Source organism: Williamsia limnetica, from assembly GCF_003217475.1.
Lineage (GTDB): Bacteria > Actinomycetota > Actinomycetes > Mycobacteriales > Mycobacteriaceae > Williamsia > Williamsia limnetica.
In genome coordinates this window covers 257,309-282,463 of sequence record NZ_QJSP01000002.1, presented here as the reverse complement: position 1 = coordinate 282,463, position 25,155 = coordinate 257,309, and the positions used below count along the sequence as shown (strand labels likewise).

Below are 25,155 nucleotides of genomic sequence, written 5' to 3'. Positions count from 1 at the left end.
GCGCATTGAACACATCTGAGCCGTTGCCTGCACCCACTCTCACTGCGCGTGAGATCCAGATCCTGCGCGAATGGGTGATGCGCGATTCGAAGTCAGACGTCGCGACCGCGCTTTTCATCACCGCGGCCACAGTCAGCACACACGTCAACCGGATCCGGCTGAAATACGCCGCGATCGGGAGGCCCGCGAACACCAAGGCCGCCCTGCTCGCCCGGGCATTGCAAGACGGCCATATCGAACTGGACGAGCTCTAGGCCCGGCAGCTCACACAACACCGGTGTTGAGGGGTACCGGTGTTGAGTGGGCTGCCGGTGTTTGCGTGGGCTGCCGGTATTTGCGTGGGCTGTCGGTGCTCGCGTGGGCGGCCCGCTGACAGTTCGCGACAGCAACTGTCAGCCCGACGACAGCCTGCTCATCCACTCTGTGTTCCATGAACACACCACTGCATACCGATGCGCCGGCCATCGAGGCCCGCGGATTGGTCAAACACTTCGGTTCCACGAAGGCCGTCGACGGCGTCGACCTGGTGGTACCCGCCGGGTCGGTCTACGGCGTCCTCGGTCCCAACGGCGCGGGCAAGACGACCACCGTCCAAATGCTGGCCACACTGCTCAAACCCGACGCCGGAACGGCGAAGATCTTCGGGTATGACGTGACCGGAGACTCGGTCGCCGTGCGATCGATGGTCGGCGTCACCGGCCAGTACGCGTCCGTCGATGAAGATCTCTCGGCGACCGAGAACCTGATCGTCTTCGCACGCCTGCTCGGCAAAACCCGCCGGGACGCCCGCATCCGATCCGCCGAGTTACTCGAGGAGTTCGGGCTCGCCGAAGCCGCCAAGAGACCACTCAAACAGTTCTCCGGCGGTATGCGCCGGCGACTCGACCTCGCGGCCAGCCTGATCGCGACACCTCCGCTGCTGTTTCTCGACGAGCCCACCACCGGCCTCGACCCACGCACCCGCTCGCAGATGTGGGACACCATCCGCCGGCTCGTCGCCGGAGGCAGCACCGTACTGCTGACCACCCAATACCTCGACGAGGCAGACCAACTCGCCGACCGTATCGCGGTCATCGACCACGGTCGCGTCATCGCCGACGGCACCGCAGACGAACTCAAGAACTCCGTCGGATCGTCGACCCTGCAGATAACTCCTGCCGACAAGTCGAAGGCATCGGAAGCCGCGGCCGTCATCGAACGGATCTTGTCCGAACCCACTGCACTCAGTGCGGAGGCAGGACGGATCACGGCACCCATGCTCCGCCCCGATCTGCTGCCCGACATCCTCATCGCGTTGCGCGAACAGGGCATCGAAATCGAGGGCATGAACGTTCAGAAACCCAGTCTTGACGAGGTATTCCTCACCATCACCGGCAAACCCGCCGCAGAGACCACTCCCGAGGAGAACGCCGCATGACCACGATCATCGACAAACCCATCACCACCGCCCCCACCACTCTCACCCCACCTGTGCGCGCTGTCAGCGTGCGTGATGCGGTGACGCAATCGTTCACCATGGGCTATCGCGGACTGCTCAAGATCCGCCACAACCCCGAGCAGCTGTTCGACGTGGTGCTGCAACCGATCATCTTCACGCTGATGTTCACCTACATCTTCGGCGGAGCCATCGCAGGCAACATCCACGACTACCTGCCGATCATCATTCCCGGCATCCTGGTCCAGACGGTGATCGTCACCAGCATCGTCACGGGAACACAGTTGCGTGAGGACATGGACAAGGGCGTGTTCGATCGGTTCCGATCACTGCCCATCGCCAGGATAAGCCCCCTGGCAGGTGCACTGCTCGCCGACGTCGTCCGGTATCTCATCGCCACCACCATCACGTTCGTCGTCGGCATCGCCATGGGATGGCGACCCGATGCACTCGGTGTCCTCGGTGCGACGCTGCTTGTCATCGTGTGCAGCTTCGCGGTGTCGTGGATCTTCGCACTCATGGGCACCCTGATGAAGAAAGCCTCAGCGGTACAGGGCGTTTCGATGCTGATTCTGTTTCCGCTGACCTTCATGTCGAATGCCTTCGTGCCACCCGGCACGATGCCCGGTTGGATGCAGGCATTCGTCAAGGTCAACCCGGTGTCCCACCTGGTGACGGCCGTCCGCGAACTCACCAGCAACGGGCACGTCGGCGTCCACGTGCTCTGGTCGCTGATCGGCGCCGCGGTCATCATCGCGATCTTCGCGCCACTGACCGTGAAGTCGTACATGCGCAACGCCTAGTCCATCACTGCAGATATGCCCTTCTGGTATCAGCCAGGAGGGCGCATCTGCACCTGCCTAACGGAAAGCCCGCTGCGTGATCTCGACGAGCTGGACAGCGGCCTGCCGACGCGAGAGCGGCGCGACGGACTCTGAAATCTGTTCCCACGCAACGTCTGTGAGTCCTGACAGCCGTCGGCTGTCGCGGTCGAGATCGCGCATCGCCGGATAGTCGCGGCGGCCGCGTAACCGACGGGACAACAGCATCAGGCGCGCACCGTCCTCCGAAACACGTTGACGTACGGAGAGAACAGCGCCGAGGCAGAGCGCCGCAGAGCCTGCCTGCGGGATGTCGGCCGCGCCGGTACGGCCGAACATGTAGTCGAGATATTCGAGCAACCGCTCGACACCGGGCGTCGCAGCGTCGACTTCACCAGCTCGCACAAGGCCCGCCACGGCGGCGCACAGCGCCAAACACCCTGCTGGGTCTTGGCGAGGGAACGACAACTCGGCGATCAGGTAAGCGGCGGCGCGGGTGAACATCTCCACCTCGAGCACGTTGTCACCGCCTTCGTGTGCCAATTCTGCTGCGCAGAGCATGATTCCAGAAGAGACTTCCGGTTGCTCGCGCGGATCGGGATCGACGGGTTGCCATCCGCGGGCGAATTCGGCAAAAGCACGGCGGGCCTCATCCAGCCTTCCGGCGCCGATGAGCGCGGCGACGACGTAACCCATCGTCTGCCTGCTGTCCTGATCGGCCCCGACCTCCGACAGGATCTTCACGGCATGCCGGTAGTACTGCACGGCACTCTCATAATCTCCGGATTGTCCCAGGATGCTGGCGATCTCCAGCTGCGCGACCGCCGTCGACCACTGATCATCACGGGCGTCGGCCAGGTCGCGGGTCAGCAGGGCGTCGCGCATGGCGCCGTCGAGGTCGCCCAGATTCTCGCGGAGATTGGAGCTGAGCGTCACCGCAACTGCCCCGACGAGCGGATTGCTGCTCCCGCGACCAGCAACCAGTACCCGCATCGCAGCGGTGGGGCTGCGTGCCAGCGCTATCGACGAGACGAAGTCCAACGGCGACTCGAGGAAGAGGTCGGGACGATGCAAGGTCCGCAGCCGGGCCCGGGCCCGGGCCAGCGGCCAGAGATCGTCCGCGGCGAACAGCAGATGCGAACCAGCGAACACGTACATGACCTGCCAGGTCTCGCGCTGCGTATCATCCATTGCGGCAGCGTCTTCCGGAGTGATGAGGGGTAGCGCGTTGATCACCCTCGGACCCCACACACCGACTTCGGCATGTAGTCCACGGACCGCCCAGAACCCGGCGACGGCCGCGAAGATGTTCACCACCGCCTCCGTCCACCCTGCCGGACGCCGTTCCCGATCAGGATCGAGGCATCGGCGAAGCACCCAGACGAGATTGTCGCTGTCGCGGCCGAGCGCCGCCATCGATGCGGCTTGCCTGCCACTGAGAAACGGGCCCAGCAACCGGCGCGTGTACTCCGTTGCCCAGCGGGTCATCGCAGCGTCCACACGCTCGCCCGTTCCCGCAGCGGTGAGTTTCTCTTCACCGAACTCACGCACGGTCTCGAGCATGCGATAGCGGACGGTCCCCGATTCGGTGACGCCGAGCAATGACTGGTTGACGAGGGCCTCGAGGTCGTCGTCGAGGGCGGGGCCTGACAGGCCGGTCACGGCTGCCGCGGCCTCGCGGGAAAAGCCGCCGGGAAAGCGGCACAGCTGCGCGAGGGCCGCTTGGGCGGAGTCGTCGAGCAACGCCCAACTCCACTCGATCACGGCGTGCAGAGTGCGGTGCCGCGTCGGCGACGACCGGTCGCCGCTTCGGAGCAGGACGAACCGGGCACTGAGCCCGTCGTAGATCTCCTGGACACTCATGGTCCGCACGCGCGCCGCGGCCAGCTCGATGGCCAGCGGCAGCCCGTCGAGTGCGCGGCACAGGCGCGCGACCAAGGCGGGTTCGGTGACGACACCGGGCCGGATCGCATGCGCGCGAGCATTGAACAAATCTGTTGCTGCCGAGCCGGACTCATCGATCGGCAAAGGCGGCAACTCGTACACCGATTCGGCCGTCAGGGCCAGAGGAGATCGGCTCGTCGTCAGTACCCGAACGGTGTCGGCGGCAGCGATCAGATCGGCCGTCAGCGTGGCTGCCGCGTCGATGACGTGTTCGCAGTTGTCGAGGACGACGAGAGTATCGGCGGTCAGCGCATCTGCCAGCCGGGTCCGCAGGTCGGTGAAGACCGTCTTAGGCCGACCACCGACCGAGACATCCGATTCACCGACGCCGAGCGTCGCGGCGACTACCGCCAGCACATCGTCGCCGCCGCGCACCGAGGCCAGCTCGACGAAGTACACCCGGACGTCCTCGTCGGCGACGAGGTGCCCGATCCGGTTGGCAATACGGGTCTTACCCGCACCGCCCGGACCCTGCACCGTCACCACCCGAGACGTCTTGAGAAGGTCGCAGATGTTCTGGACGTCGAGGTCGCGGCCCAGCAGCGTGTTCGGCTCAGCCGACAGGCCAACAGCGCGCGGCTGCGGGCGGGCGGTCCCGGCCGTGGGCGCCGGCGTATCGCGAGTCAGGATCTGCTGGTGCAAAGCGGTGATCTCGGGGCCCGGGTCGGCGCCGAGCTCCGCGGACAGTGTGCGGCGCAGCCGGGCGAACACAGCCAGGGCCTCGGGCTCGCGGCCGAGGCCCGACAGCGCCCGAATGAGGGTTGCGTGGGCGGACTCATCGAGCGGGTCGGCGTCGCAACGAGCCTGCGCAAAGGCTCGCGCCGCGTCGAAATCTCCGTCGGACAATGCCTTTCGGGACCTGTGGTCATCCAGGTCATCGTGCAGGCGCGCGGCGCTCTGGCGGACCGAACTGGCCAGCTCGTCGTCGCCGAGATCGTCGCCCGGTTCACCGCGCCAGAGAGCGGCCGCCGCGCCGAGGGCTTCGGCGGATCCATCCGCCAGTAGTGACTGCGCCGCGAACACGTCGATGGCGTCGGGCCCCAGCGTCAGGCGGTATCCCAGCGGCCCGGCCTCGATCGCGCCGTCCGGCAGGAGCGGTCGCAGCCGAGATATCTGGGTGTGCAGCGCCGATTGGGGCGATCGGGGCAGCTTTTCGCCCCACACCCCATCGATCAGTGCGGACTGGGAGCGCTGACTTCCCGGCGTCAAAGCGAGGACTGCCAGCAATCGCCGGGCGCGAATGCCCGGCACCGGTCGCATTTGTCCGTTTTCGTCCGCGATCGAGACCGGTCCGAGAAGTCCGATGATCGGAGCTACCTGGACTGTCGGCACGGTTTCCTCGCTACTGGGGACAATTCCTGCAGGTCACACTGGTTGACTACACATTATCGGGTACAGCGATCGGACGTCGCGGCCGCGTGCGGAAGGATACTGACATGGCATCCGCAGCACAGTGGTTCGAAGGGTCGCGTCCCCGTACTTATCCGAACGCGATCGCGCCCGTCATCGCCGGCACCGGCGCCGCCGCCTGGCTCGGTGATGTCGTCTGGTGGAAGGCCGCGTTGGCGTTGGTGGTGTCGGTCGCGCTGATCATCGGCGTCAACTTCGCAAACGATTACTCCGATGGCATCCGCGGCACCGACGACGACCGCGTCGGGCCGATGCGGCTCGTCGGGTCGAAGGTGGCGACCCCGAAGTCGGTGAAAACCGCGGCGATGACCGCCTTTGCCGTGGCCGGGATCGCAGGCCTGGCTCTCGCGTTGACGAGTGCCTGGTGGCTGATCCTGGTGGGACTGGGGTGTATCGCCGCGGCCTGGTACTACACCGGTGGCCGGAACCCATACGGGTACAGCGGTTTCGGGGAAGTCGCGGTGTTCGTGTTCTTCGGGTTGGTCGCGGTGCTGGGAACGCAGTACGTCCAAGCGGAGAAGATCGACTGGGTCGGGCTGCTCTGCGCGGTGGCTATCGGTTCTTACTCGAGCGCCGTCCTCGTCGCCAACAATCTGCGCGACATCCCCACCGACACCGAGTCGGGCAAGATCACGCTCGCAGTGCGTTTGGGCGACAAGAACACCCGCACACTGCAGACCGCGCTGCTCGTCGTGCCGACAGGCTGCACGCTCGGTTTGATCGCCGCGACCCCGTGGGCCCTGCTCGGACTGATCGCCGTTCCGTTGGCCTTCAAGGCGAACGTCCCGGTACGAAAGTTCGCACACGGTCCCTCATTGATCCCCGCCCTCGCCCTCACCGGCCTCGCGATGCTCCTGTGGTCCATCGGCACGACGGTCGGCTTGTTCCTGGCCTGACCCGATCTTGGTGGGTTCTGGCGACTGAACCCGCAGGTCGCTGTCGACAGAACCCACCATCTTCGGGGACTACTGGGCGTCGGCCCGCTGCAGAACCTCGCGCAAGGCCTCGACCGTGGTGACGGACTCGATGAGCGCCTTCGAGGCCGCATCGCCGGTGGTGAGGATACCCAGCAGAACGTCCTCGGCGATCAGTTCACGATCGGCGTCACGGGCAATGACAGCCGCGTGTGTGATGGCTGTCTTCGCGTCCTTCGAGAACCGTGGGCGACGCACGCCACCTCGGGGGCCACGGCGGCCCCGACCACCTTCCCAAGGTCCGCCGCGCTCCCAGGGGGCGCCACCTTCGTCACCTTCGCGTCGTTCCGGGCGTTCTGGGCGTTCCCAGGGGCCGTCGCCTGCGCGCCGCTCCCAGGGTCCGTCGCCCCGCCGACCTCGCGGTCCGCCGTGCCGGTGCCCGCGTCCGAGTCCATCGCGACCGCCACGGCGTTTGCCCCAGTTGTCGGTGATGTCGTCGCCGAACGCTGATTTGATCGCCTCGCGGACCTTGTCGAGATCGATCCCGATGGCTGCGAGGGCTTCCTTGTCCTCATCGACGCGGTCGTTGTCCGCGTCTGCCTCGTTTGCCTGGTGGTACTCGCGCACCACTTCCCTGGCCTGAGCCAGGGTCAAGCCTTGCTCCGCGAGCGTGTTGAACACCGCACTTCTGGCGTTGCAGAGCATGCCGAGGATGAGATGGTCGTTGCCGAGTGTGGTGTGCCCGAGGTCGGCTGCCTCCTGGTAGGCGAAAACGAGGGTCATCCTGTTTTCGCGAGTGAACTGGTGAAACATGTTGTCCCGCTTCCGTTTGGGGCGGCGGTTCTCTACTCGCCGCGTGAATGCTTTTGGTGCACGGCTTGACGACTCACCTGAAGGATGTCGGCGATGGCCTGCCAGCTCCAACCCTGTTGTCGGGCATTTGCGACCTGCACGTCTTCCAGACGGTCCGCCAAGGTTCGCAGCGCCCTGACCGCGGCCAACCCTTTCGCCGGATCCCGATCTGCAACTGCTGTGGTGATGTCATTCTGTTCGTCTTGCACGATTGTCAAGTTACCCTGACACGCGTCTGGTGTCAACATTTATTGACACCAGTCCCCCAGCCCTCCGGTCTTGGTGGCTTTCGGCGACCATTTCCGCAGGTCAGTCTCGCCAAGACCCACCATCTTCGGAGCAGGACCAGCCTCTGGACATCAAGGCGGTGCGTACTTGCGCGACGAATTCGTCGCAATCGGCGGTTATGTTCGCGGCGGTCACCGCAATGACGATCCAGCCAGCCGCCCTCAGCCGGTTCCACCGCGCGAGGTCTTTGGCGTGCTGATCGCTGTCGCGGTGGTGAGCGCCGTCGTATTCGACCGCAACCTTGAGCCGCGGCCAAGCGACATCGAGTCGATAACGCCCGTCCAGCACCTCGCATTGCAGCACCCACCCGCACAGGCATTCGTCGGCCAGAACCAAGCGCAAACGGGTTTCCCACGGCGATTCCGACAGAGGATTCACCAGTCGTATCGCGGCGTTGGCCTTACCGATGCCCCAGTGATTTTCCCAGCGTTTGAGCTCCGCCTCTACCTCCTTGAGCATCGTGGGACGGAGTCGCAGCATGGCGTCGAGAGCTGCAACAGCCTGGTCGCGTGAGTTGAAACGCCCGAGGTCGATGGCCGTCCTCGCCAGAGAAGTGCAGCGGACGCCGTCGAGGTCGACTATCTCTTCTGCGTCGATCTGGACCCGACGAACGCAAACACCTTCGTATCGTCGGTTGCCTTTGATCGGCGCGACGATCTCCGGCTCACAATTCTCCGGGCGAAATGGATTACCCCACACGTGCGCAGCAGACCATCCACACAGCACGGCGTCGTCATGCAACATTCCGGCGCCCACAGACATCACACCGAAGTCCGCGGCCTGATCGTTGCGAAGCCAGATCCCTCGCAAGATCGCTCGGTATTCAATGCGCAACTGATAGCGCGTCATCGATGCAAGCAAATCCGCAGCGCGCGCCGGACCGGTCGGTAGTTCCCCCATGACGCGAGTGTGCACAGCCCGCCCGACCCAGCGCGCCTGCAATCGCGGAGTTATCCACAGGCCGCAGCCCAAATTTGGTGGGTTCGGGCGACCGCGACCTGCGGAAACGATCGCCAGAACCCACCAAAATCGGGGCTACTCGGTGAGGATTGCTTCGCTGATGTTCATTCGGCCGGCGCGGGCGGCGGGGAAGAAAGCCCCGGCGAAGCAGAGGGCGAATGCAGTGATGACGTACAGCCCGATGATCAGTTGCGGCGAATACTGCACCTGGACCGACGTGGTCTGCGTGAGGATCTTGTTGCCGACGATGTGCAGGCCGGTGCCCATCACCACTCCCAGCAATGAACCGACCGCAGCGACAGCCGCAGCTTCGGCCAGGACCATCCGCTGCACGAACTTTCGCGACGCGCCCATCGCACGCAGCACACCCAGCTCACGTTTGCGCTCGATCACCGACAGCAGCAAGGTATTCAGCAAGGCGATGGCCGCGACCACCGCGACGATCCACTGGATGGCAACGGCGAACGCCCCGGACTGCTCGACCGACGCCTTGGTCGCGTCGAGGCCTTCCTGGCCGGTGTAGACGTTGATGGGCATGGTCGTAGCGCCCGCCGTGGCCGCTTCGAGCTCGCCCCGCAACTGCTCCTGGTCGACGCCAGGGGCCGCCGTCACCTGCAAGAAGGTATCGCCCGGTCGGTTGAACCACTCCGACAACAGATCTTGAGAGATCGCGGCGGTACCTGAATTGACGGTCACGTAGTCGACCAACTGCAGCACCGGCAGGGTGTGATATCCGGTGGGAGAGGCGATCTCGACCTCGTCGCCTGTCGTGACCCCGAGATTGCCCGCCAAAGTACCGGACATGATGATGCCGCGGCCGGCCAGCACCTCATCGATCACCTCCGGTGAGCCCTTACGGATGAACGGCGCCGACGTGCCGGGATTGAGGCCCTGGAACATCACTCGCGACTCACCGACGTTGATCGAGGCCCACTGCCCGCCGACCACCTGTTCGACCCCGGGTACCCGAGCCACCGCGGCGGCGACCGCCGGGTCGATGATCGGGCCGTCGGGTATCGACGACTTCTCCTGTGACGAGACATAGAAATCGGTGTCGGCAAGTCCGTCCAGCGAGGCGGTGATCGACGACACCAGGTTGTTCATGACACCGGAGGTACACAGTCCCACGGTGATCGCGACGGCGACCGTCATCAGGGTCGCCCAAGCCCGGCGCGGTGCCCGTTCGGTGTTGACGGCGCTGAGCGTTCCTGGACCGCCGAGCCTGCCTGCCAGGGCACTGACCGCAGCGACCAGTGGTTTGGTGATGGCAAACGCCACCAGCAGCATGCCGATACAGAACACGATGCCGGCTGTCGCGACCACCTGCCCCTTGATCGTGTTCGCCATGATCCAGCCGACGACGATCAATGCGATTCCCAGGACCGCGCATACCTTCACCGCGACCCCGCGCCCGGACTGTGGGCCGGCCGCGGCGCTACTCGACATCGCCTCGATCGGCGACACCGTGAACACCGACCGCGCCGCCAACACGCTTGCGCCGCAACAAGCCAGCACGCACGCGATGACCGCAGCAGGTGCGGCATACACCGGCAGCCCGAACTCCACTGTGGCGCCGTACGACGACAAGACGTCCGGTAACTGCCCGATTGCCCAGCGGCCTGCCAGCACGCCGACGGGCACCCCGATCAGGCCGCCCACCAAGCCGAACAACGCAGCCTCACCGATCAGATCGGCCACCAGTGGACCGCGCCTGCCGCCGAGTGCGCGGATCATCGCGATCGACGACCGCCGCGACGCCACCGCCATGTTCATGGTGTTGAACACGAGAAAGCCTGCGATGACCAAGGAGATCAGCGACACCAGCAGGGTCGAGTTCCTGGTCACCGAACTCGCGGTCTCGGCTTGTTTTGCCCGGAAGTCCGGGTTGACCACGACGGCGCGGCCCTCGACCACAGAGTTCAACTGCTCGCGCAACTGCTCGGTGGTGGTCCCGGGCTCTTTGGTGACCAGGATGGAATCGACCCGGCCCTGATGGGCGGTCAGTTCTTGTGCCAGACCGAGATAGGCAAAGATGAATCGGCCGCCGTTGATGGTGTCCGCCTCCGGGGCGTCGATCACCATGGTGACCGTGGTCTCGACACCGTTGATCGAAACCTGTTGCCCCTTCTGGAATCCGGTGGCCTTGCCGACACTGATGCCCGACATCAGCGCGGTGAGATCGGCTCCTTCACCGCCCGCCGCCTTCGACACCGCATCGCGCAGCCCGCCACTGATCGACGTGATGTTGTTGTCGCTACCCAGCACGGTGGTTCGCTCACCGTCGATGAACACCGGGGTGTTGATCAGCGGGACAACGCTTCTCGCGGCCGGCGCATCACGACGGATCTCGCCCATCAGCTCATCGCTCACCCCAGAGTCGACGATGCCTGCGATCTCGAGATCGGCGGTGCCGGAGATGGTCGCGCTCAGCTTCTGTACCGACGCCGTCAGTGAGCCGTAGGTGCCCAGCACCGCCACGAGCAGCGCGGAGGCCACGACGACCACGAGCAGCGAGGTGGTGACCCGCAGACGGTGACCGAGCAGTTCTCGAATGTTGACGAGCCTGATCCTGGTGAATCCCGCACCGAGAGATCCCAGCGGCCGTGGCAGGTTCACTCCTGGATCTTTCCGTCCCGCACGGTGATCGTCCGATCGGCGTGTGCGGCCGCCTTGTTGTCGTGCGTGACCATCACCACGAGCCTGCCGTCGCCTTCGCGGCTCACCTCGGTCAACAGCTCCAAGATCGATTCACCGGTATGGGAATCGAGGTTGCCCGTCGGTTCGTCGGCGAGCACGATGCGGGGACTCATGATCAGTGAGCGGGCGATGGCCACCCGCTGCATCTGTCCACCGGAAAGCTCCGACGGACGATGCTTCTCCCGATCGCCAAGACCCACCCTGTCGAGCAGTGCGATGGCCTCGGATTTCGCCGACCGCAACGACTTTCCGTCGAGCAAGCGCGGTAGGGCCACGTTCTCCCACGCCGACATGGTGGGTATGAGATTGAAGAACTGGAAGATGAATCCCACTCGGTGCCTGCGGAACTCGGACTGCTGCTCTTCGGACAGCGACCCGAGATCGAGACCGTCGACGACGATCGAGCCCGAGTCGGGTACGTCGAGTGCGCCCAGCACATGCAGTAGCGTGCTCTTGCCCGCCCCGGACGGCCCGACGATCGAGACGAACTGCCGGGCCTGCAGTGTCAGGTTCAGTCCGTCGAGCGCCCGGACGCGTTGCTCGCCCATCTGGTACTCGCGCACCAGATCGACCGCTTCGACCATCGGACGCCCCGCGGCTTTTCCCGCACCCACGACCTGCGCCTGTTCACTCACTCCACTCTCCGGTGGTGAAGAACTCATCCAGCATCCCCTCTGCACGACCGAGGTCGAGCCCTTTACCGGCCAGCCACTCGTCGTTGTAATACGTTCCGGAATAGCGATCACCACCGTCGCACAACAGCGTCACCACGCTGCCCGCTCGCCGCTGTGCGCGCATCTCGGCGATCAGCCGCAGCGCACCCCACAAGTTGGTGCCCGTCGAGCCGCCGACCCGTCTCCCGAGGGTTTCGCTGGCCCGGCGCGCAGTCGCGATGCTGGCATCGTCGGGGACCGACATCATGCGGTCGATGACCTGGGAGATGAACGATGGTTCGACGCGGGGTCTGCCGATCCCCTCGATGCGTGAGCCGACGTCCGACCCCGCATCGGGGTCACCGTCGCGATAAGCCGGGAAAAACGCCGAGTTCTCCGGGTCGACCACACAAAGCCACGTGTCGTGTCTGCGGTACCGGATGAAGCGCCCGATGGTCGCGGAGGTGCCACCGGTGCCCGCACCGACGACGACCCAGGTGGGCACCGGGAACTCTTCCTGAGCGAGCTGGGTGAAGATCGATTCGGCGATGTTGTTGTTGCCGCGCCAGTCGGTGGCTCGCTCGGCCATCGTGAACTGGTCGATGAAGTGCCCACCGGTCTCATCGGCGAGTCGCTGAGCCTCCGAATACACCTCGTCCGAGCGGTCGACGAAGTGGCACCGACCACCGCGCCGCTCGATCAGCGCGACCTTCGCCGGCGACGTGGTCCGCGGCATCACCGCGATGAACGGCACCCCGATCAGTTGGGCGAAGTACGCCTCCGACACCGCGGTCGACCCCGAGGATGCCTCGATGACCGTCGTCCCCTTCAGGATCCAGCCGTTGCACAGCGCGTAGAGGAACAGCGACCGCGCGAGGCGGTGTTTGAGCGATCCCGTGATGTGGGTGCTCTCGTCTTTGAGATACAGCGAGATACCGGTGCTGCCTTCGTCGGTGTCCCACCGGGACCATTCCGGTAACGGGTACCGCAGCAGGTGTGTGTCTGCACTACGGGTGGCGTCGGCGTCGATCAACCGGACGGCATTGTCGACCCAGCCACGGTCGAATCGGTGATCCACATCGAGTGTGCGAGGTGCTCCTGCTGTGCCCACCGGTCCGCCCCTGGTTGTCATGACTTGCCGGAACCCTTCGACTTGCCGTCACGCTGAGCCGTGGAGTTCTCCTGGCCCCGAAGTCGCGAGGTCAGGTTCTCGCGTTGCGCCTTGCGGCCGGCGTCGACGGTGGCGATGCCGACGTTGACGCGATCACGCAAGCCCTTGAACAGCACCATCCCGAGGGGCAGCGCGATGATCACCGCGAAGAATGCGGCGACCAGAACCGGCACATCGATGCCCACGGCGTTCCCGAGGAGGTAGATCCCGGCCGCCAGCGCGATGACCAAGGCGATACGCGCGCCGGTGAACAACGCCAGATCCATGGCGAGTCGCTTACCGGCTCCCGGCGACGGCGTCACGGGTGCCGCAGCGGCCCGCTTCTTGGACGACGGTTTCTCGCCCGCTGGTTTCTGGCCTGCTGGTATCTGACCTTCTGGGGGTCCGACCTCTTCTCCGCTCACGCCCATGACCTTACTTCGACCGCGCGGAAGCCCGAAACGTCCGCCTTTGCAATCCCTTTACCAATAGCTAACTATTCGAATACCTGGGCATTTAGGTGTAACCATGAGTCGCGGTCTCCGGCAGCACTGCAGGAGCGGCACGTACCAAACGATGCGCCATCGACAGACACCGTCAGGTGTCACGGCGCAGCACGAAAGGCCAGACTCGACAGGAGCAGCGATGACCTTTGCAAGTCCCCTTGGACCGAGATTGCCCAGCCCAGGCGCCCCCGGAGCCTCACCCCTGAGTCCCCAGACCCTCAGTCCCCAGCCTCTGAGTACCCAGCCTCTGAGTCCGCAGACAGCGAGCCAGCACACCCTGACGCCCGGCCAGGTCGCCGCAATGTTCAACGTGAATCCGAAGACCGTCGCACGGTGGGCCAGCTCCGGCCTGCTCGGCGCCATCCGCACACCCGGCGGTCACCGTCGCTTCCGCGAGGCCGACGTCGTCGAACTACTCAATCGCCGCACCCCCGCCCACGGAGCCTGAGCACCACCCCTCCGTCGAGCGCTGCTTTTCTGCAACCGAGCACGCCGTCCGCACATCGCGGACGGCGTGTTTGCCTGTGTCCACAACACCTCTGCGCTGCGTCTCACCAACCTGGTCGAGCTCCGCTGCGCTGCGTCTCCGCCGCTGCATACGTCGTCTCCAGTAGCCTGGGCTTGTCGGCTTTGATTCTGGAGGTGCCGCAATGATCTACCTGCTCGCCATCATCGGCCTGTTGGCCCTGACATACCTGGCCTGGCGCGCCTTCGGCCCGGATGCCGTGGCCGGGCGCGGAGAAGGCGATACCCGCCCGCCGAGACGCCAAATGCCCCGCGGACCGGTCGGACCGGATGACGATCTCGAATTTCTCAACGACCTGGACCGCAAGGCGCGCGATAAAGATCCAAAATATCGGGCAGACGGCGAAGATCGCCCCACTTCTACCGACTGACCTGCACAAGCGTCCAGTATTCGTTGACCCGCTGTCCAACGATCAGCCGACAGGTCTGTCAAGAAAGTTCACTATAAACCGGTTTCGGATTAACTTTGACAACCCAACATAAGTTGGGTCATCCCGGTAGCCACTTTGCGACCTTTAAAGGTAGAGTCTCAATCTAGTTCGACCGCGGCACACCGCCGCAGTCAAATCAGAGGTCTGGGAGTGAGAGAAGTGGCTGCTGTACACGACGGAAAGAGCTTTGCCGACCACCTGAACGAACTGTTCAACACAGTTCGCGACGAGAACGGAATCCCCTACACCGGCAAGAAGATTGCGCTCAAGGCGAACCAGCTCGGATACACCCTGAGCGATGCCTATATCTCGCAGTTGCGTACCGGGAAGGCAAAGACGCCGTCATTTCGGACCGTCGAAGCGATCTCCCGCGCCTTCGAGATCAGCGTGACTTACTTCTTGACCGATCCGGATGAGGATCTCAAGCGGGTGGAACAGCAACGCGAGTACGTACAGATGGCGGCCGAAACCGGCGCCCACCTCGCGGCGTTCCGGCATGAAGCAATCTCGACGGACACACTCGACGTTGTGATCGAACTTCTCAAGGTCGTCAAGAAGCAGCAGAACGACCGCGTGGCGTAAGCCTCTACAGGCCGGCGTACGAATGCAGGCCGGACACCACCAAATTGATGATGAACAGGTTGAACAGCATCGCCACGAATCCGGCGATGTTGATCCATGCCGCAGCCGTGTTCCGCCATCCGGCGGTGGCACGTGCGTGCAGATACGCGGCGTAGATCACCCAGGCGATGAATGACACCGTCTCCTTGGGATCCCAACCCCAGAAACGACCCCACGCGGCTTCGGCCCAGATCGCACCGCAGATCACGCCGAGGCCGAACAGTGGGAACGCGAACACCACCGTCTTGTAGGCCAGCCGGTCGAGGGTCTGCGCAGACGGAACCCGCTGCAGTACCCGGCCCCAGAATTTGTCACTGGGGTTCGGGTACTTCAGTTTGAGCAGGTAAAGAATGCTCGCGACGCCCGAGACCAGGAACACCCCGGAGCCGACGGCGACGATCGAGACGTGGATCGCCAGCCAGTACGACTTCAGCGCCGGGACGACCGGGGCGGCGTTGGTATAGAGGTAGGTGCCTGCGATGAACAGCAGCACCACCACAGGGAGCAACACGAAGCCGAGCAGCGGGCGGTACTCACGCTTGCGCAGGACCACCAGCGCTGCGAGCATGCCCGCAGCGCACGAGATCGAGACGAACTCGTACATGTTGCCCCACGGAGCGCGGCCGGTGGCGAAGCCGCGCAAGACGATCGAGCCGATCTGCAGCGCCGTCGCGAGCAGGACGACGCCGTAGGCCATCTTCGCCAGCCGATCGCCGAGCGGTGCCTTGCCTGTGGACTCGAGTTTGCCCGGAGTCCTGACGTCGTCGGACACCACAGGTGCCGATCCACCGGCCGCAACGAGCTGATCGGCTTTCTCGACAACCTGTCGCTTGCTCGCGAGCGCGGCCAGGAACATGACCATCGCCAGCACATAAACGGTCAGGGCCGTGCCATAGCACAGATCCGAATACCGGGACAGGGTCTCATCGACGTCCATCGGCCACCTTCTCCCAGTCGCTCATCTCGTGCGTCCTTCTCACTTCGTTGTCGTGCCGCTCGCCGCCGGCCTACTTGCCGCTCGGGGCGTTCTTGCGTTCGAGGCCCAGTAGATCGGCGACCATGTCGGGGAAGCCCTCACCCCAACCGGCCTGATCGGTACGAGCGAGTCCGGCCATCTCTACTACAGACCGTCGCACATCCAGAGTAGAGGGATCGACCTGGCTGTGAGAAGTCGGTTCCTCTGCAGACGTGGGGGCTCGCGGGGCGGCATCCCCGAAACGCGACTCGGTGAGCGGCGTGATCCGCGCCCATACCCGGCGACGTTTGATCAGCAACGAGACCAGCAGTCCCGCCAGCATCGCGATCGCCGAGACCAGCACCCAGTTCTGCGCCGGGTCGTGCGACACCTGCAGCGAGACCCAGCGCTGATACCCGTCGAACTGCACCGTGGTGCCGTCCTCGAGTCGCGTCTGCTCGCCTTGCTGCAGGTTGACGCGTTCCTTCTTGAGCAGTCGGCCCTGGTTGATCAGATTGACGTCGAGGCTGAAGACATTCTGCGGCCGACCGGTGTCGAGGCCGGTGTCGCCCTGGTAGACGTCGATCGCGACTGCGGGGTTTTCCGGGAGCGGGAACGACGACGTCATCAGGCCACCATGGAAAACCGCGGTCGGCGCGAAAAGACCCTCGAGGGCGATCTGGTTCTTGCGGCGCTCGTCCTCGTTCGGGTAGAGCCCCGCGGGGGTGTCAAAGCGAGCAGCGCCGCTCGACATCATCGTCTGCAGTTCGTTGGGCTGGAAGGGCACCGTCTGGGTCCGGGTCTCCCCGTTCGGGAACGTCACCGTGAACGTCGGGGCGAATCCGTTGCCCAGCAGATAGATCCGATCACCCGCGATGCGCAGCGGATGGTTGACCTGGACGTCGCTCTCCTGCCACTCATCGTTGTCGATGTCGCCGCCGACCTGGTAGCGGATCTTCGCGCTGTACATGTCGGGCTGGCCGGTGGGCAGGAAATCGGCGTCGAAGGAGTCGACCTGCATACAGAACTCGTTGAGGTTGGTTCCGTCGACGAGGTTGCCGGCACGGAACGAGTCGTACACCGCGGTCGAGGTGTTGCAGAGGCCTTCCTGACCGTCCGCCACCAGGATGCGGGTGCCCTCGTAGCCGAACATCTTGCCCGCGGCGATGGCGACGAGCAGTGCGAGCAACGCGAAGTGGAACACCAGGTTGCCGAACTCGCGCAGGTAGCCCTTCTCGGCCGAGACCTCGACGACCGTGACCACGGTGCCGTCGGCCTGCTTGCGCTCGACCGTCCGGGTGGTCTTGCGCCAGCCGCGCAGCCCACCGTTGATCTTGGCGGCGATCTCCTCGGGGGTGCCGTCGACCTCGTGACTCTCGTGGCGCGGCATCCGCCCGAGGTTGCGGGGGGCCGGCACCGGCCGAGCGCGCAGCGACTTGGCGTGCTCGATCATCCGAGGCGTGAGGCAGCCCACGAGTGAGATGAACAACAGCGCGTAGATCGCGGTGAACCAGATGCTCGAGAAGACCTCGTACATCCCGATCTTGTCGAACAGCTCGCCGACAAAACCGTGATCGGCGATGTACTGCTCGGTCTTCGTCTCGTTCAGCGACCGCTGCGGGAGCAGCGCACCGGGGACGGCCGCCAGGGCCAGCAGGAACAACAGCGCAAGCGCGGTGCGCATCGACGTCAGCGAGCGCCACAGGTTACGTGCAGGCCAGAGGACGTAACGCTTGACCGGATTGGGCCGCGGGACGTTGCCCGGTTGCGGTGAGCGGGTCGCGGTGGCGGTCATATCGGCAGCACCGTGTCGGTGACGAAGGCGTCGCGGACCCAGACGATGAACTGATCCCACAGTCCGGTCACCAATGCCACGCCCACGACAACCAGTAGTACACCTCCGAAGACCTGGATGGCCCGGGCGTGGTTCCGCATCCAGCCGACCGCCCGCAGGGCCCAGGCCGAACCGAAGGCCAGCAACACGAACGGCAACCCCAGCCCGAGGCAATAGAAGATGATCAGCGTCACCCCGCGGGCCGCGGTGGCGCCCTCGGTTCCGCTGGCGGTGGTGATGACGGCGGCGAGTGTCGGTCCCAGGCACGGCGTCCACCCGAGCGCGAAGACCGCACCGAGCAGAGGGGCTCCCACCAAGTTCGAGACCAGGCGCGGATGAAAGCGGGCGTCACGCTGCAAGATCGGGATGAGCCCGATGAAGACCAGACCCATGATGATCGTGACGACGCCGCCGATACGTTGCAGCAGTTCGCGATTGAGGACGAAAGTGCTGGTGATTCCAAAGACCGACGCGGTCGCCAGCACGAACACGACGGTGAACCCGAGCACGAACAGCAGTGCGGCGCCGGTCACCCGGAGTCGGCCCGCCTTTCGCGACTCCCGAGGCGATGTCGCGGGCGCTTCGGCACCCACGAGACCGGCGAGATACGACAGGTATCCGGGCACCAGCGGGACCACGCACGGCGAGGCGAACGAGACCAGTCCCGCCAGCATGCAGGCGCCCAGGGCGAGCAACAGCGGACCGCTGGAAACGGTGTCAGAGAAGCTCTCTCCAACACCCGCGAGGTTCGTCGTAGCCGTCGCAATCACTGCTGATCAACTGTCATCCGGGCTGAACTCCGCTGCGATTCGGCTCCGATTCGGCCGCAATCCGCTCGACAACCGGCTGCAGCTCCTGCGCGGTGACGGCCTTGAGGAATACAGCCGCGGCGCGATGGTCGCGGTCGAGGACCAGCGTGGTGGGGACCACCGAGGTCGGGGTCGTGAGCTTGGCCAGGGTGCGCCCCGGGTAGTCGAAGATCGAGGGATAAGTCACCTGGCGGTCTTCGACGAAGTCGCGCGCGGAATCCTTGCGGTCGCGGAAGTCGATGCCCAGGAACGAGACTCCGGAGTCCTTAGTGTTGGCATACACCTCCTCGAGCGCTGCCGCCTCGCCGCGACAGGGCCCACACCAGGAACCCCACACATTGATGACCACGACTTGACCGGCAAAATCATCGAGGCTGATCGTCTTGTTGTCGTCGAGCAAATCCGGCCCGGAGATGTCCGACACGGTGCCGCGCTCGGCGGGTGGATCGTAGAAGATGACGGTCTTGCCGCCGGGCGAGACGAACTCGAACGTATCGCCCTGTCGCACAGCGTCGTCACCGGTACTACACGCCGTCATGACGACCAGCGTGGCGACAGCGAGGACGATCAACCAACACAGTCGCCAGCCCAAAGGGGCCAATATGCGCGCATCGCTGCGCTTGAGGCCGGACTCCATCAAGATCTACTGCGCTCCTCAGGCTCCCGTTTGAAGCGGATCGGAGGCACCGGCCGGTTCGGAGTACACGATGTCCACGAGCGCGTCACCGTCGTACAACAGGCTCGTCAGCGAGGCGAGCGAGCATTGCCGCTTGCGCGGATCGTGCCAGAGGCGTTGCCCCTCAAGGAATCTGCGGAGGGTGTAGACAGGCAACTGGTGGCTCACGCAGATCGCCTCGTGACCCTTGGCCTCTTCGCGGGCCTTGTTGGCCACTGCCAGCATGCGATGGGCCAACTGGATGTACGGCTCGCCCCAGCTCGGGGTGAACGGGTCGCGGAGCTTGGCCCAGTGCCGGGGCCGGCGAAGGGCGCCGTCGCCGACCGACACACGCAGGCCCTCGAAGGTGTTGTCTGCTTCGATGAGACCTTCGTCGGTGATGATCTCGAGTCCATGGGACGTCGCGACCGGGGTCGCTGTCTCCTGGGCACGCTGAAGCGGCGAGGCGAAGACGTGGGTGATGTCGTGATCGGCGAGCGCGTCAGCGACCTTTTGGGCCTGCGCTGCGCCGAGGTCGGACAGGTGGAAACCCGGAAGGCGACCGTAGAGGATGCCGTCGGGGTTGTGAACTTCCCCGTGCCGCATCATGTGCACGATGGTGCGCTGCTGCATCAATTCTCCTTCCGAGCACCTGCAGCTGCGGTCGCAGCCGCCGGAAGTGCATCGGCGATGACACCGAAAGCATCCCTGTCCAGCGCCGCGGATACAAACCAGGCCTCGAAGGCGCTCGGCGGCGGGTACACCCCTGCGTCGAGCAATGCGTGGAAGAACGGGGCAAAACGCCAGGTCTCCGAGTTTTTGACGGATGCGTAGTCGGTGATGGGCGTGCCCGGGTCAGTAGTGAAGAACACGCTCACGAGGTTGCCTGCGTACTGCACCCGGTGCCCGACGCCCTCAGCCGTCAGAGCCTGCCCGATGAGGTCCCCCAGTTGCTTGGAATTGGCGTCGAGCGCGGCGTACACGGCGTCGTCGGCGTGCCTCAGCGTGGCGAGCCCGGCCGCGACCGCGACAGGGTTTCCGGACAATGTGCCCGCCTGATAGACCGGCCCGGCCGGGGCGAGATAGGCCATGATGTCGGCGCGGCCACCGAAGGCGGCCGCAGGCAGGCCTCCGCTCATCACCTTGCCGAAGGTGTAGAGGTCGCCCGCCACCCCTTCGAGTCCGAACCAGCCGGCCTTGCTCACGCGGAAGCCGGTCATCACCTCGTCGATGATCAGCAGGGCGCCGTCCTTCGACGTGACGTCTTTGAGGCCCTGATTGAAGCCATCGTGCGGCGCGATCGCGCCCATGTTGCCCGCAGCGGCCTCGGTGATGATCGCGGCGATCTCCCCGGGATACGTCGCGAACGTCTCACGGACGGCATCGAGATCGTTGTACGGCAGGACGATGGTGTCCTGCGCCTGGGCGCCGGTGACGCCGGGCGAGGTCGGCAGGCCCAGGGTGGCGACGCCCGAGCCGGCGTCGGCGAGCAGGGCATCGACGTGGCCGTGGTAGCAGCCGGAGAACTTGATGATCTTGGTGCGGCCGGTGAAACCGCGCGCGAGCCGGACCGCCGACATCGTCGCTTCGGTCCCCGAGTTGACCAGACGAACCTGTTCCACCGGGTCCACGCGCTTGATGATCTCCTCGGCGAGGTCGATCTCCGCCTCGGTCGGCGCGCCGAAGGACAGTCCAGTGGTCGCAGCTTTCTGCACCGCCTCGACGATCGCCGGATGGGCGTGACCCAAGATCATCGGACCCCAGCTCGAGACGAGGTCGATATAGCTGTTGCCGTCGGCGTCGTTCAATCGGTAGCCCGAGGCGCTGGAGATGAACCGCGGGGTCCCTCCGACCGCACTGAAGGCTCGGACGGGTGAGTTGACTCCCCCGGGAATGGCGCGGGACGCGCGCTCGAAGAGTTGCGCTGAACGATCGGTGGCATACGACACGACCTCCAGTGTGGCAAACGCTGGGATGTGACCCGTCCCATGCAACCTCCCCAACCCCGATGATGGGTTGTTCTGGCGAACGTTTTCCCAGGTGAGGGCCACCAGAACAGCACATCATCGGAGGGGTGTTTACGATTCGTTCAACATTCGAGGCCGGGGGGCTTGCTGTGGGGGAACTGTTCGCTGTTGACGAAGTCGACACCATTCATGGGGTCGGCACCACGATGATCACCACCGCCGGGAGTATCCGGGCGATCACGGTGGCGCCCGGGTTCGCAGCGGTGGCGAGCGCCATGAGCGGTTCGGCTCTGGCGGGTGCATGCGCCGGAAAAGACGATCTCTTGGTCGATCTGCTGAGTAGGGCCGCGGGCCGCGTCGAACAGATCGGCAACGCATGTAGCGATACCGGTAACGAGCTGATCGACACCGAGGAGGAGTCGGCGAACGGGTTCCGCGCGCTGGGCGACTTCTGATGGGGCGTCCTTCGAAGGCCACCGTGACCGGCTGGAATCTGTCGGCACTGCGGACGCAGGCGGCCGGTCTCATCGACAGCGCATCCAGCTTGCGGACACACACTCAGACGATGCTCGACGCGGCGCAGGACGCGGCCGGCAAGTGGGTCGGGGAATCGCAGCGTGCCTGCGAACAACGTGCGATGTCGGATCAGACTGAGATCAACAAGTTGGGGTCCGACATTGACCGGGCGGGCAACATCTTGAACAACACCGCCAACGCGATCTCGCCGAATCGATCGACCGCGCTGTCGCGCGTCGACGGTCTGGAGCAGGACGACTTCCGGGTCGACGACGATTGGTCCGTCCACGAGACGCGCAACTACGCGGGCGCCATCGCAGCAGCCGAGGAGGACAGCGCTGAGTACAACCAGCTGATCGCCGACCGTGACCGGCGAGTCAACGACGCCATCAATTCGACGATTTCGCTGCAGGCCCTCGCCGACCAGATGGGTATCGACGATCAGGCCGGTGCAACGGCGCTGGCCGACGCGTTCAGCGATGCCGAGGGCAACGCTCCGCTCACCGCGGGGATGTCGAGGCAGCAGGCGGCACGTGATGTCGAGGCGATCGCCGGCGGCACAGCCACTCCGCAACAGAGGGCCAGGTTCGAGGCCGCGACGGACCTCTCCCCAGAGCAGCGAGATGCCTTGATCCAAGGCAACGATGCGGTGATCACCAAAGGCCAATTCGACTACCTCCAGGGCTTTTACGGTGAGCTGAACAAGCAAGGGCTCGAGGGGTTCACCGCCTTCGGTGGCAATAATCCAGCGATGAAAGCCGCGCTGGCCGACGGGCTGCAGTTGCTGTCGAATCCCCATGTGCGGACGGATCAGCAGGTGGACAATCCGTTCGCGCAGACCGTCAGCAACGCAACTGGCCTACCTATCGCGCCGAGTTACATCCACGGCGGACTCTCGCAAATACCCAGTTCGATCCGGGAACCATTGACGCAGAACCCGGTTCGTGAGGGCTATACAAAGGTCGGCGGTCCGAAGAATGAGCACTTCGACGGGAACGGATTTCCCACGTTGGAGAACCTCAACTCAATAGCCGACATACTCGGACACGGCGATCCCGAAACGCAAGTGGGCACTGACATAGATCGCGCTCTGATCGTACGAAGCGCTGAGATCGCCGGCGCAGGCATCGAGAACTCGAACACTGGTGGCTGGGAAAACGAAGCGAAGTTCGCGCAGCTCCAGAGCGCTCTCGACAAGATGGTAGGGCTTGCGGGGAACGATCACGTGGTTGTGCACGATGCCCTCGCAATGGGGACGGAACGCGGGCACGGGACATACTCCCCGATGCCAGAATCCATCGAGATCGACGGTGACACCCACGCCTACGATGCCGACGAGTCGATTCGGAATCTGCTCGCGTTCGACTGGGACGACGAACAACGAGACTCCGAGGGCAGCGACGGGATTACGAACTTCTTCGACTGGATTGGCCAAGATGCAGATGCACCCGGATATGAGGGCAAGCTCGCCGGAGAATCCGCCGACGCGCTGGCAGGTGTGTTGATCGAGAATCAAAGCGAACTCAGTGGCTTCCTCCTTGATGAGGACAACCCCATGACCTACCGGTCCCTTGGCGAGGTCAATCCGGGCCTCACGCAGACCCTCGCAGCGTCAATGGCGCCGTATCTGCCGAACTTCGTTGACGTTCCCGACACCAGCACGGTCAATCCGTACGCCACCGAGCTCGACTCAGTCACGGATCTGTCCACCCTGTTCAAGGTCCTCGATTCCGATCCGACCGCGGCGGAATCATCAACACCGCTGGTGCCCAGTGGCAGAACCATCTCGCCTATCAGTACGGCCTGGACCCGGATAGCCCTTCGCTGGGTATGGCTGCGGGACAGCTAGATCAGGCAATGAAAGAAGGCATGTTGGCCGAGATGGATGTCCTCACCGCAAACAGGCAGTGGGACAACATCGTCGAGTTCAATGTCAACTCACTGAAGTACGACACCGTTTACGGGATCCTCAGTGCCGTTTTGCCGGAGGAGGTCTCGACTCCTATGAGCGTTCTCAACCCTGCCGCAAAGTTCGACATGATCGACATCCCGAACGACCCGCGGGAGCTTGCACGCAACCCGCTCACGATCGACGATGTTCAGACCGATTCGATGACGGATCCGACGATACGTCGTTATGCGACGCTCGAGGCCTTCGCACTCGAAAGCCCACAGTTTCGGGACTATTTTATCTACGAAGAAAAAGGTACGCAGTATTCGTTCTTCAAGGCCGACGGGCGCCTCGACTGGGGGGCCATTGCTAAAGATCCTTCAGGATTCGAAGACACCTTCACCCTATTCAATCGCGAGCACCCCTTGCTGGGCTTGGACCAATTTGAGGATGAGTATGCCAAAGCGCCTGGAAAAGACACCATCGACTACACATCGATCCCAATACCGGCCGACCCATCGAATCGCCCCACGCACTACTAAACTCACGCTCGCGGCGATCAGCCTGGTTCTGATGACGCTCACGTCGAGTTGCACAGACCCTACGTCTGAGCCAGCGCGAATCACCGCCACCAGCACTGCCGGCGTTCAGGGCTATTCCCTTCCAGAAGAGCGTAAGTACGACGAGCGTTGGCTCCAGACAGAAACACTCGACCTCAATACGACCGACGGAACATTCATTCGAGCCTTCGTCGAGGCCCAACTGCTCGCATTCTTCGCCGGAAGTCCTGAAGCCTCTTACCCTGGCTACGCAGCAGCAGCTCAACCGGCAGGGTCACTGACAGATTTTCCGCGAAAACCACGGCCCGCGTACGGAACTGTATATCGCCGCATTGTCAGTATCGAAAACCTTCCGGGCAACACAGTTCGAGTCGTTGGTTGCGACGTGACGACCGGCCTTCCACCAGCACCTCCCGCCACGACCGAGCCCGAACACGCATACCAGCACTCGTATGCTCTCACTTACCAGCGCGCAGGAAAGCTCCCGCCATCGGAACAACGCGGCCCCCGGGCAGCTCCACTCGAATCGGTATTCGGCGATTGGCGAGCAATCGACTTCGACCCCCTGTACAACAGAACCGACCCAACCTCTACGCAGATGTGCTACTCCAGCGCCCTTGACCCCGACGACACCGTCAAACTTGGCTGGCCAGCCGTCGCGCAGCCACGTGCGTGAGAAGCGATTGAAACCGGTGGGCGGGGTCGCGGCATCAGGTTCGTCCCGGCATGGATTACGACTTGTGAAGACGATCGAGGCCGGG

The 25,155-nt window shown here is 64.3% G+C and carries 24 protein-coding genes; 10 read left to right on the top strand and 14 right to left on the bottom strand.

Going from position 1 to position 25,155, the window contains the following annotated elements:
• Positions 1–5 precede the first annotated feature (5 nt).
• The 3 genes from DFR67_RS04055 to DFR67_RS04045 all read left to right on the top strand — a co-directional run bounded on the left by DFR67_RS04055 (position 6) and on the right by DFR67_RS04045 (position 2,238).
• Complete coding sequence (locus DFR67_RS04055) at positions 6–254, top strand: LuxR C-terminal-related transcriptional regulator (RefSeq protein ID WP_342766709.1); 249 nt, start codon at positions 6–8, stop codon at positions 252–254.
• Positions 255–430: 176 nt separating this feature from the next.
• The gene (locus DFR67_RS04050; protein ID WP_110468127.1) at positions 431–1,417 is read left to right on the top strand and encodes an ATP-binding cassette domain-containing protein; all 987 of its coding nucleotides are present in this window, start codon (positions 431–433) and stop codon (positions 1,415–1,417) included.
• Complete coding sequence (locus DFR67_RS04045; RefSeq protein ID WP_110468126.1) at positions 1,414–2,238, top strand: ABC transporter permease; 825 nt, start codon at positions 1,414–1,416, stop codon at positions 2,236–2,238. Before DFR67_RS04050 ends, DFR67_RS04045 begins: the two co-directional genes overlap by 4 nt.
• Positions 2,239–2,295: 57 nt before the next feature.
• On the opposite strand, the gene DFR67_RS04040 is transcribed toward DFR67_RS04045, so the two are convergent.
• Positions 2,296–5,532 (bottom strand): AfsR/SARP family transcriptional regulator, encoded by a 3,237-nt coding sequence (locus DFR67_RS04040; RefSeq protein ID WP_245937710.1) that lies wholly within the window; start codon positions 5,530–5,532, stop codon positions 2,296–2,298.
• Between the two features lie 104 nt (positions 5,533–5,636).
• Here DFR67_RS04040 and DFR67_RS04035 point away from each other — a divergent pair, with 104 nt between their 5' ends.
• The gene (locus DFR67_RS04035; RefSeq protein WP_110468125.1) at positions 5,637–6,506 is read left to right on the top strand and encodes a 1,4-dihydroxy-2-naphthoate polyprenyltransferase; all 870 of its coding nucleotides are present in this window, start codon (positions 5,637–5,639) and stop codon (positions 6,504–6,506) included.
• 69 nt (positions 6,507–6,575) lie between these two features.
• Here the strand turns inward: DFR67_RS04035 and DFR67_RS04030 are convergent, their stop codons facing one another.
• The 7 genes from DFR67_RS04030 to DFR67_RS04000 all read right to left on the bottom strand — a co-directional run bounded on the left by DFR67_RS04030 (position 6,576) and on the right by DFR67_RS04000 (position 13,549).
• Complete coding sequence (locus DFR67_RS04030; RefSeq protein WP_342766708.1) at positions 6,576–7,307, bottom strand: Clp protease N-terminal domain-containing protein; 732 nt, start codon at positions 7,305–7,307, stop codon at positions 6,576–6,578.
• Positions 7,308–7,369: 62 nt separating this feature from the next.
• Complete coding sequence (locus DFR67_RS04025) at positions 7,370–7,585, bottom strand: helix-turn-helix domain-containing protein (protein ID WP_110468327.1); 216 nt, start codon at positions 7,583–7,585, stop codon at positions 7,370–7,372.
• 100 nt (positions 7,586–7,685) lie between these two features.
• Positions 7,686–8,564: a DUF559 domain-containing protein gene (locus DFR67_RS04020; RefSeq protein WP_110468123.1), complete on the bottom strand. Its 879-nt coding sequence runs from the start codon at positions 8,562–8,564 to the stop codon at positions 7,686–7,688.
• A 135-nt stretch (positions 8,565–8,699) separates the two neighbouring features.
• Entirely contained in the window at positions 8,700–11,240 is a 2,541-nt protein-coding gene (locus DFR67_RS04015) for an FtsX-like permease family protein (RefSeq protein WP_245937709.1), read from the bottom strand.
• Positions 11,237–11,905, bottom strand: coding sequence for an ABC transporter ATP-binding protein (locus DFR67_RS04010; protein WP_110468325.1), 669 nt, complete (start codon positions 11,903–11,905; stop codon positions 11,237–11,239). The genes DFR67_RS04015 and DFR67_RS04010 overlap by 4 nt, the downstream gene beginning before the upstream one ends.
• A 43-nt stretch (positions 11,906–11,948) precedes the next feature.
• Positions 11,949–13,106 (bottom strand): L-cysteine desulfhydrase Cds1, encoded by a 1,158-nt coding sequence (cds1, locus tag DFR67_RS04005; RefSeq protein ID WP_110468122.1) that lies wholly within the window; start codon positions 13,104–13,106, stop codon positions 11,949–11,951.
• Positions 13,103–13,549: a DUF4229 domain-containing protein gene (locus DFR67_RS04000; RefSeq protein ID WP_245937708.1), complete on the bottom strand. Its 447-nt coding sequence runs from the start codon at positions 13,547–13,549 to the stop codon at positions 13,103–13,105. Before DFR67_RS04000 ends, cds1 begins: the two co-directional genes overlap by 4 nt.
• Positions 13,550–13,862: 313 nt before the next feature.
• Between DFR67_RS04000 and DFR67_RS03995 the strand changes: the two genes are divergently transcribed.
• The 3 genes from DFR67_RS03995 to DFR67_RS03985 all read left to right on the top strand — a co-directional run bounded on the left by DFR67_RS03995 (position 13,863) and on the right by DFR67_RS03985 (position 15,168).
• Positions 13,863–14,078, top strand: a complete 216-nt coding sequence (locus DFR67_RS03995) for a BldC family transcriptional regulator (RefSeq protein WP_281268307.1) — start codon at positions 13,863–13,865, stop codon at positions 14,076–14,078.
• Positions 14,079–14,280: 202 nt separating this feature from the next.
• Positions 14,281–14,526: a hypothetical protein gene (locus tag DFR67_RS03990; protein WP_110468121.1), complete on the top strand. Its 246-nt coding sequence runs from the start codon at positions 14,281–14,283 to the stop codon at positions 14,524–14,526.
• 219 nt (positions 14,527–14,745) lie between these two features.
• A complete protein-coding gene (locus DFR67_RS03985; RefSeq protein ID WP_084837305.1) occupies positions 14,746–15,168 on the top strand; it encodes a helix-turn-helix domain-containing protein in 423 nt (140 codons plus the stop codon).
• Between the two features lie 4 nt (positions 15,169–15,172).
• Here DFR67_RS03985 and ccsB read toward each other — a convergent pair whose 3' ends face one another.
• From ccsB to hemL, 6 genes are all read right to left on the bottom strand, one after another.
• Complete coding sequence (gene ccsB / locus DFR67_RS03980) at positions 15,173–16,144, bottom strand: c-type cytochrome biogenesis protein CcsB (RefSeq protein ID WP_110468120.1); 972 nt, start codon at positions 16,142–16,144, stop codon at positions 15,173–15,175.
• 70 nt (positions 16,145–16,214) lie between these two features.
• Positions 16,215–17,957 (bottom strand): cytochrome c biogenesis protein ResB, encoded by a 1,743-nt coding sequence (resB, locus tag DFR67_RS03975; RefSeq protein ID WP_110468119.1) that lies wholly within the window; start codon positions 17,955–17,957, stop codon positions 16,215–16,217.
• A complete protein-coding gene (locus tag DFR67_RS03970) occupies positions 17,954–18,766 on the bottom strand; it encodes a cytochrome c biogenesis CcdA family protein (RefSeq protein WP_211324933.1) in 813 nt (270 codons plus the stop codon). The genes resB and DFR67_RS03970 overlap by 4 nt, the downstream gene beginning before the upstream one ends.
• Before the next feature lie 13 nt (positions 18,767–18,779).
• The gene (locus DFR67_RS03965) at positions 18,780–19,343 is read right to left on the bottom strand and encodes a TlpA family protein disulfide reductase (RefSeq protein WP_245937734.1); all 564 of its coding nucleotides are present in this window, start codon (positions 19,341–19,343) and stop codon (positions 18,780–18,782) included.
• 117 nt (positions 19,344–19,460) lie between these two features.
• Positions 19,461–20,093 carry a histidine phosphatase family protein gene (locus DFR67_RS03960; protein ID WP_110468117.1) on the bottom strand — a complete coding sequence of 211 codons (633 nt, stop codon included), beginning with the start codon at positions 20,091–20,093 and terminating at the stop codon, positions 19,461–19,463.
• The gene (gene hemL / locus DFR67_RS03955; RefSeq protein ID WP_211324945.1) at positions 20,093–21,418 is read right to left on the bottom strand and encodes a glutamate-1-semialdehyde 2,1-aminomutase; all 1,326 of its coding nucleotides are present in this window, start codon (positions 21,416–21,418) and stop codon (positions 20,093–20,095) included. Before hemL ends, DFR67_RS03960 begins: the two co-directional genes overlap by 1 nt.
• 158 nt (positions 21,419–21,576) lie before the next feature.
• Here hemL and DFR67_RS03950 point away from each other — a divergent pair, with 158 nt between their 5' ends.
• From DFR67_RS03950 to DFR67_RS03940, 3 genes are read left to right on the top strand one after another with little or no spacing between them, the layout of a single operon-like run.
• Positions 21,577–21,882, top strand: a complete 306-nt coding sequence (locus DFR67_RS03950) for a hypothetical protein (RefSeq protein ID WP_110468116.1) — start codon at positions 21,577–21,579, stop codon at positions 21,880–21,882.
• On the top strand, positions 21,882–23,792 hold the full coding sequence (locus DFR67_RS03945; RefSeq protein WP_110468115.1) for a TPR repeat domain-containing protein: 1,911 nt from the start codon (positions 21,882–21,884) through the stop codon (positions 23,790–23,792). The genes DFR67_RS03950 and DFR67_RS03945 overlap by 1 nt, the downstream gene beginning before the upstream one ends.
• 8 nt (positions 23,793–23,800) lie before the next feature.
• Positions 23,801–24,376, top strand: a complete 576-nt coding sequence (locus DFR67_RS03940) for a hypothetical protein (protein WP_110468114.1) — start codon at positions 23,801–23,803, stop codon at positions 24,374–24,376.
• Positions 24,377–25,155 lie beyond the last annotated feature (779 nt).

Coding starts and splice junctions, on each gene's coding strand:
- DFR67_RS04050 (WP_110468127.1), top strand. CDS start 431: ATGAACACACCACTGCATACCGATGCGCCGGCCATCGAGGCCCGCGGA.
- DFR67_RS04045 (WP_110468126.1), top strand. CDS start 1,414: ATGACCACGATCATCGACAAACCCATCACCACCGCCCCCACCACTCTC.
- DFR67_RS04035 (WP_110468125.1), top strand. CDS start 5,637: ATGGCATCCGCAGCACAGTGGTTCGAAGGGTCGCGTCCCCGTACTTAT.
- DFR67_RS04030 (WP_342766708.1), bottom strand. CDS start 7,307: ATGACCCTCGTTTTCGCCTACCAGGAGGCAGCCGACCTCGGGCACACC.
- DFR67_RS04020 (WP_110468123.1), bottom strand. CDS start 8,564: ATGGGGGAACTACCGACCGGTCCGGCGCGCGCTGCGGATTTGCTTGCA.
- DFR67_RS04010 (WP_110468325.1), bottom strand. CDS start 11,905: ATGGTCGAAGCGGTCGATCTGGTGCGCGAGTACCAGATGGGCGAGCAA.
- cds1 (WP_110468122.1), bottom strand. CDS start 13,106: ATGACAACCAGGGGCGGACCGGTGGGCACAGCAGGAGCACCTCGCACA.
- DFR67_RS03990 (WP_110468121.1), top strand. CDS start 14,281: ATGATCTACCTGCTCGCCATCATCGGCCTGTTGGCCCTGACATACCTG.
- ccsB (WP_110468120.1), bottom strand. CDS start 16,144: ATGGACGTCGATGAGACCCTGTCCCGGTATTCGGATCTGTGCTATGGC.
- resB (WP_110468119.1), bottom strand. CDS start 17,957: ATGACCGCCACCGCGACCCGCTCACCGCAACCGGGCAACGTCCCGCGG.
- DFR67_RS03965 (WP_245937734.1), bottom strand. CDS start 19,343: ATGACGGCGTGTAGTACCGGTGACGACGCTGTGCGACAGGGCGATACG.
- DFR67_RS03960 (WP_110468117.1), bottom strand. CDS start 20,093: ATGCAGCAGCGCACCATCGTGCACATGATGCGGCACGGGGAAGTTCAC.
- DFR67_RS03945 (WP_110468115.1), top strand. CDS start 21,882: ATGGGGCGTCCTTCGAAGGCCACCGTGACCGGCTGGAATCTGTCGGCA.
- DFR67_RS03940 (WP_110468114.1), top strand. CDS start 23,801: ATGAAAGAAGGCATGTTGGCCGAGATGGATGTCCTCACCGCAAACAGG.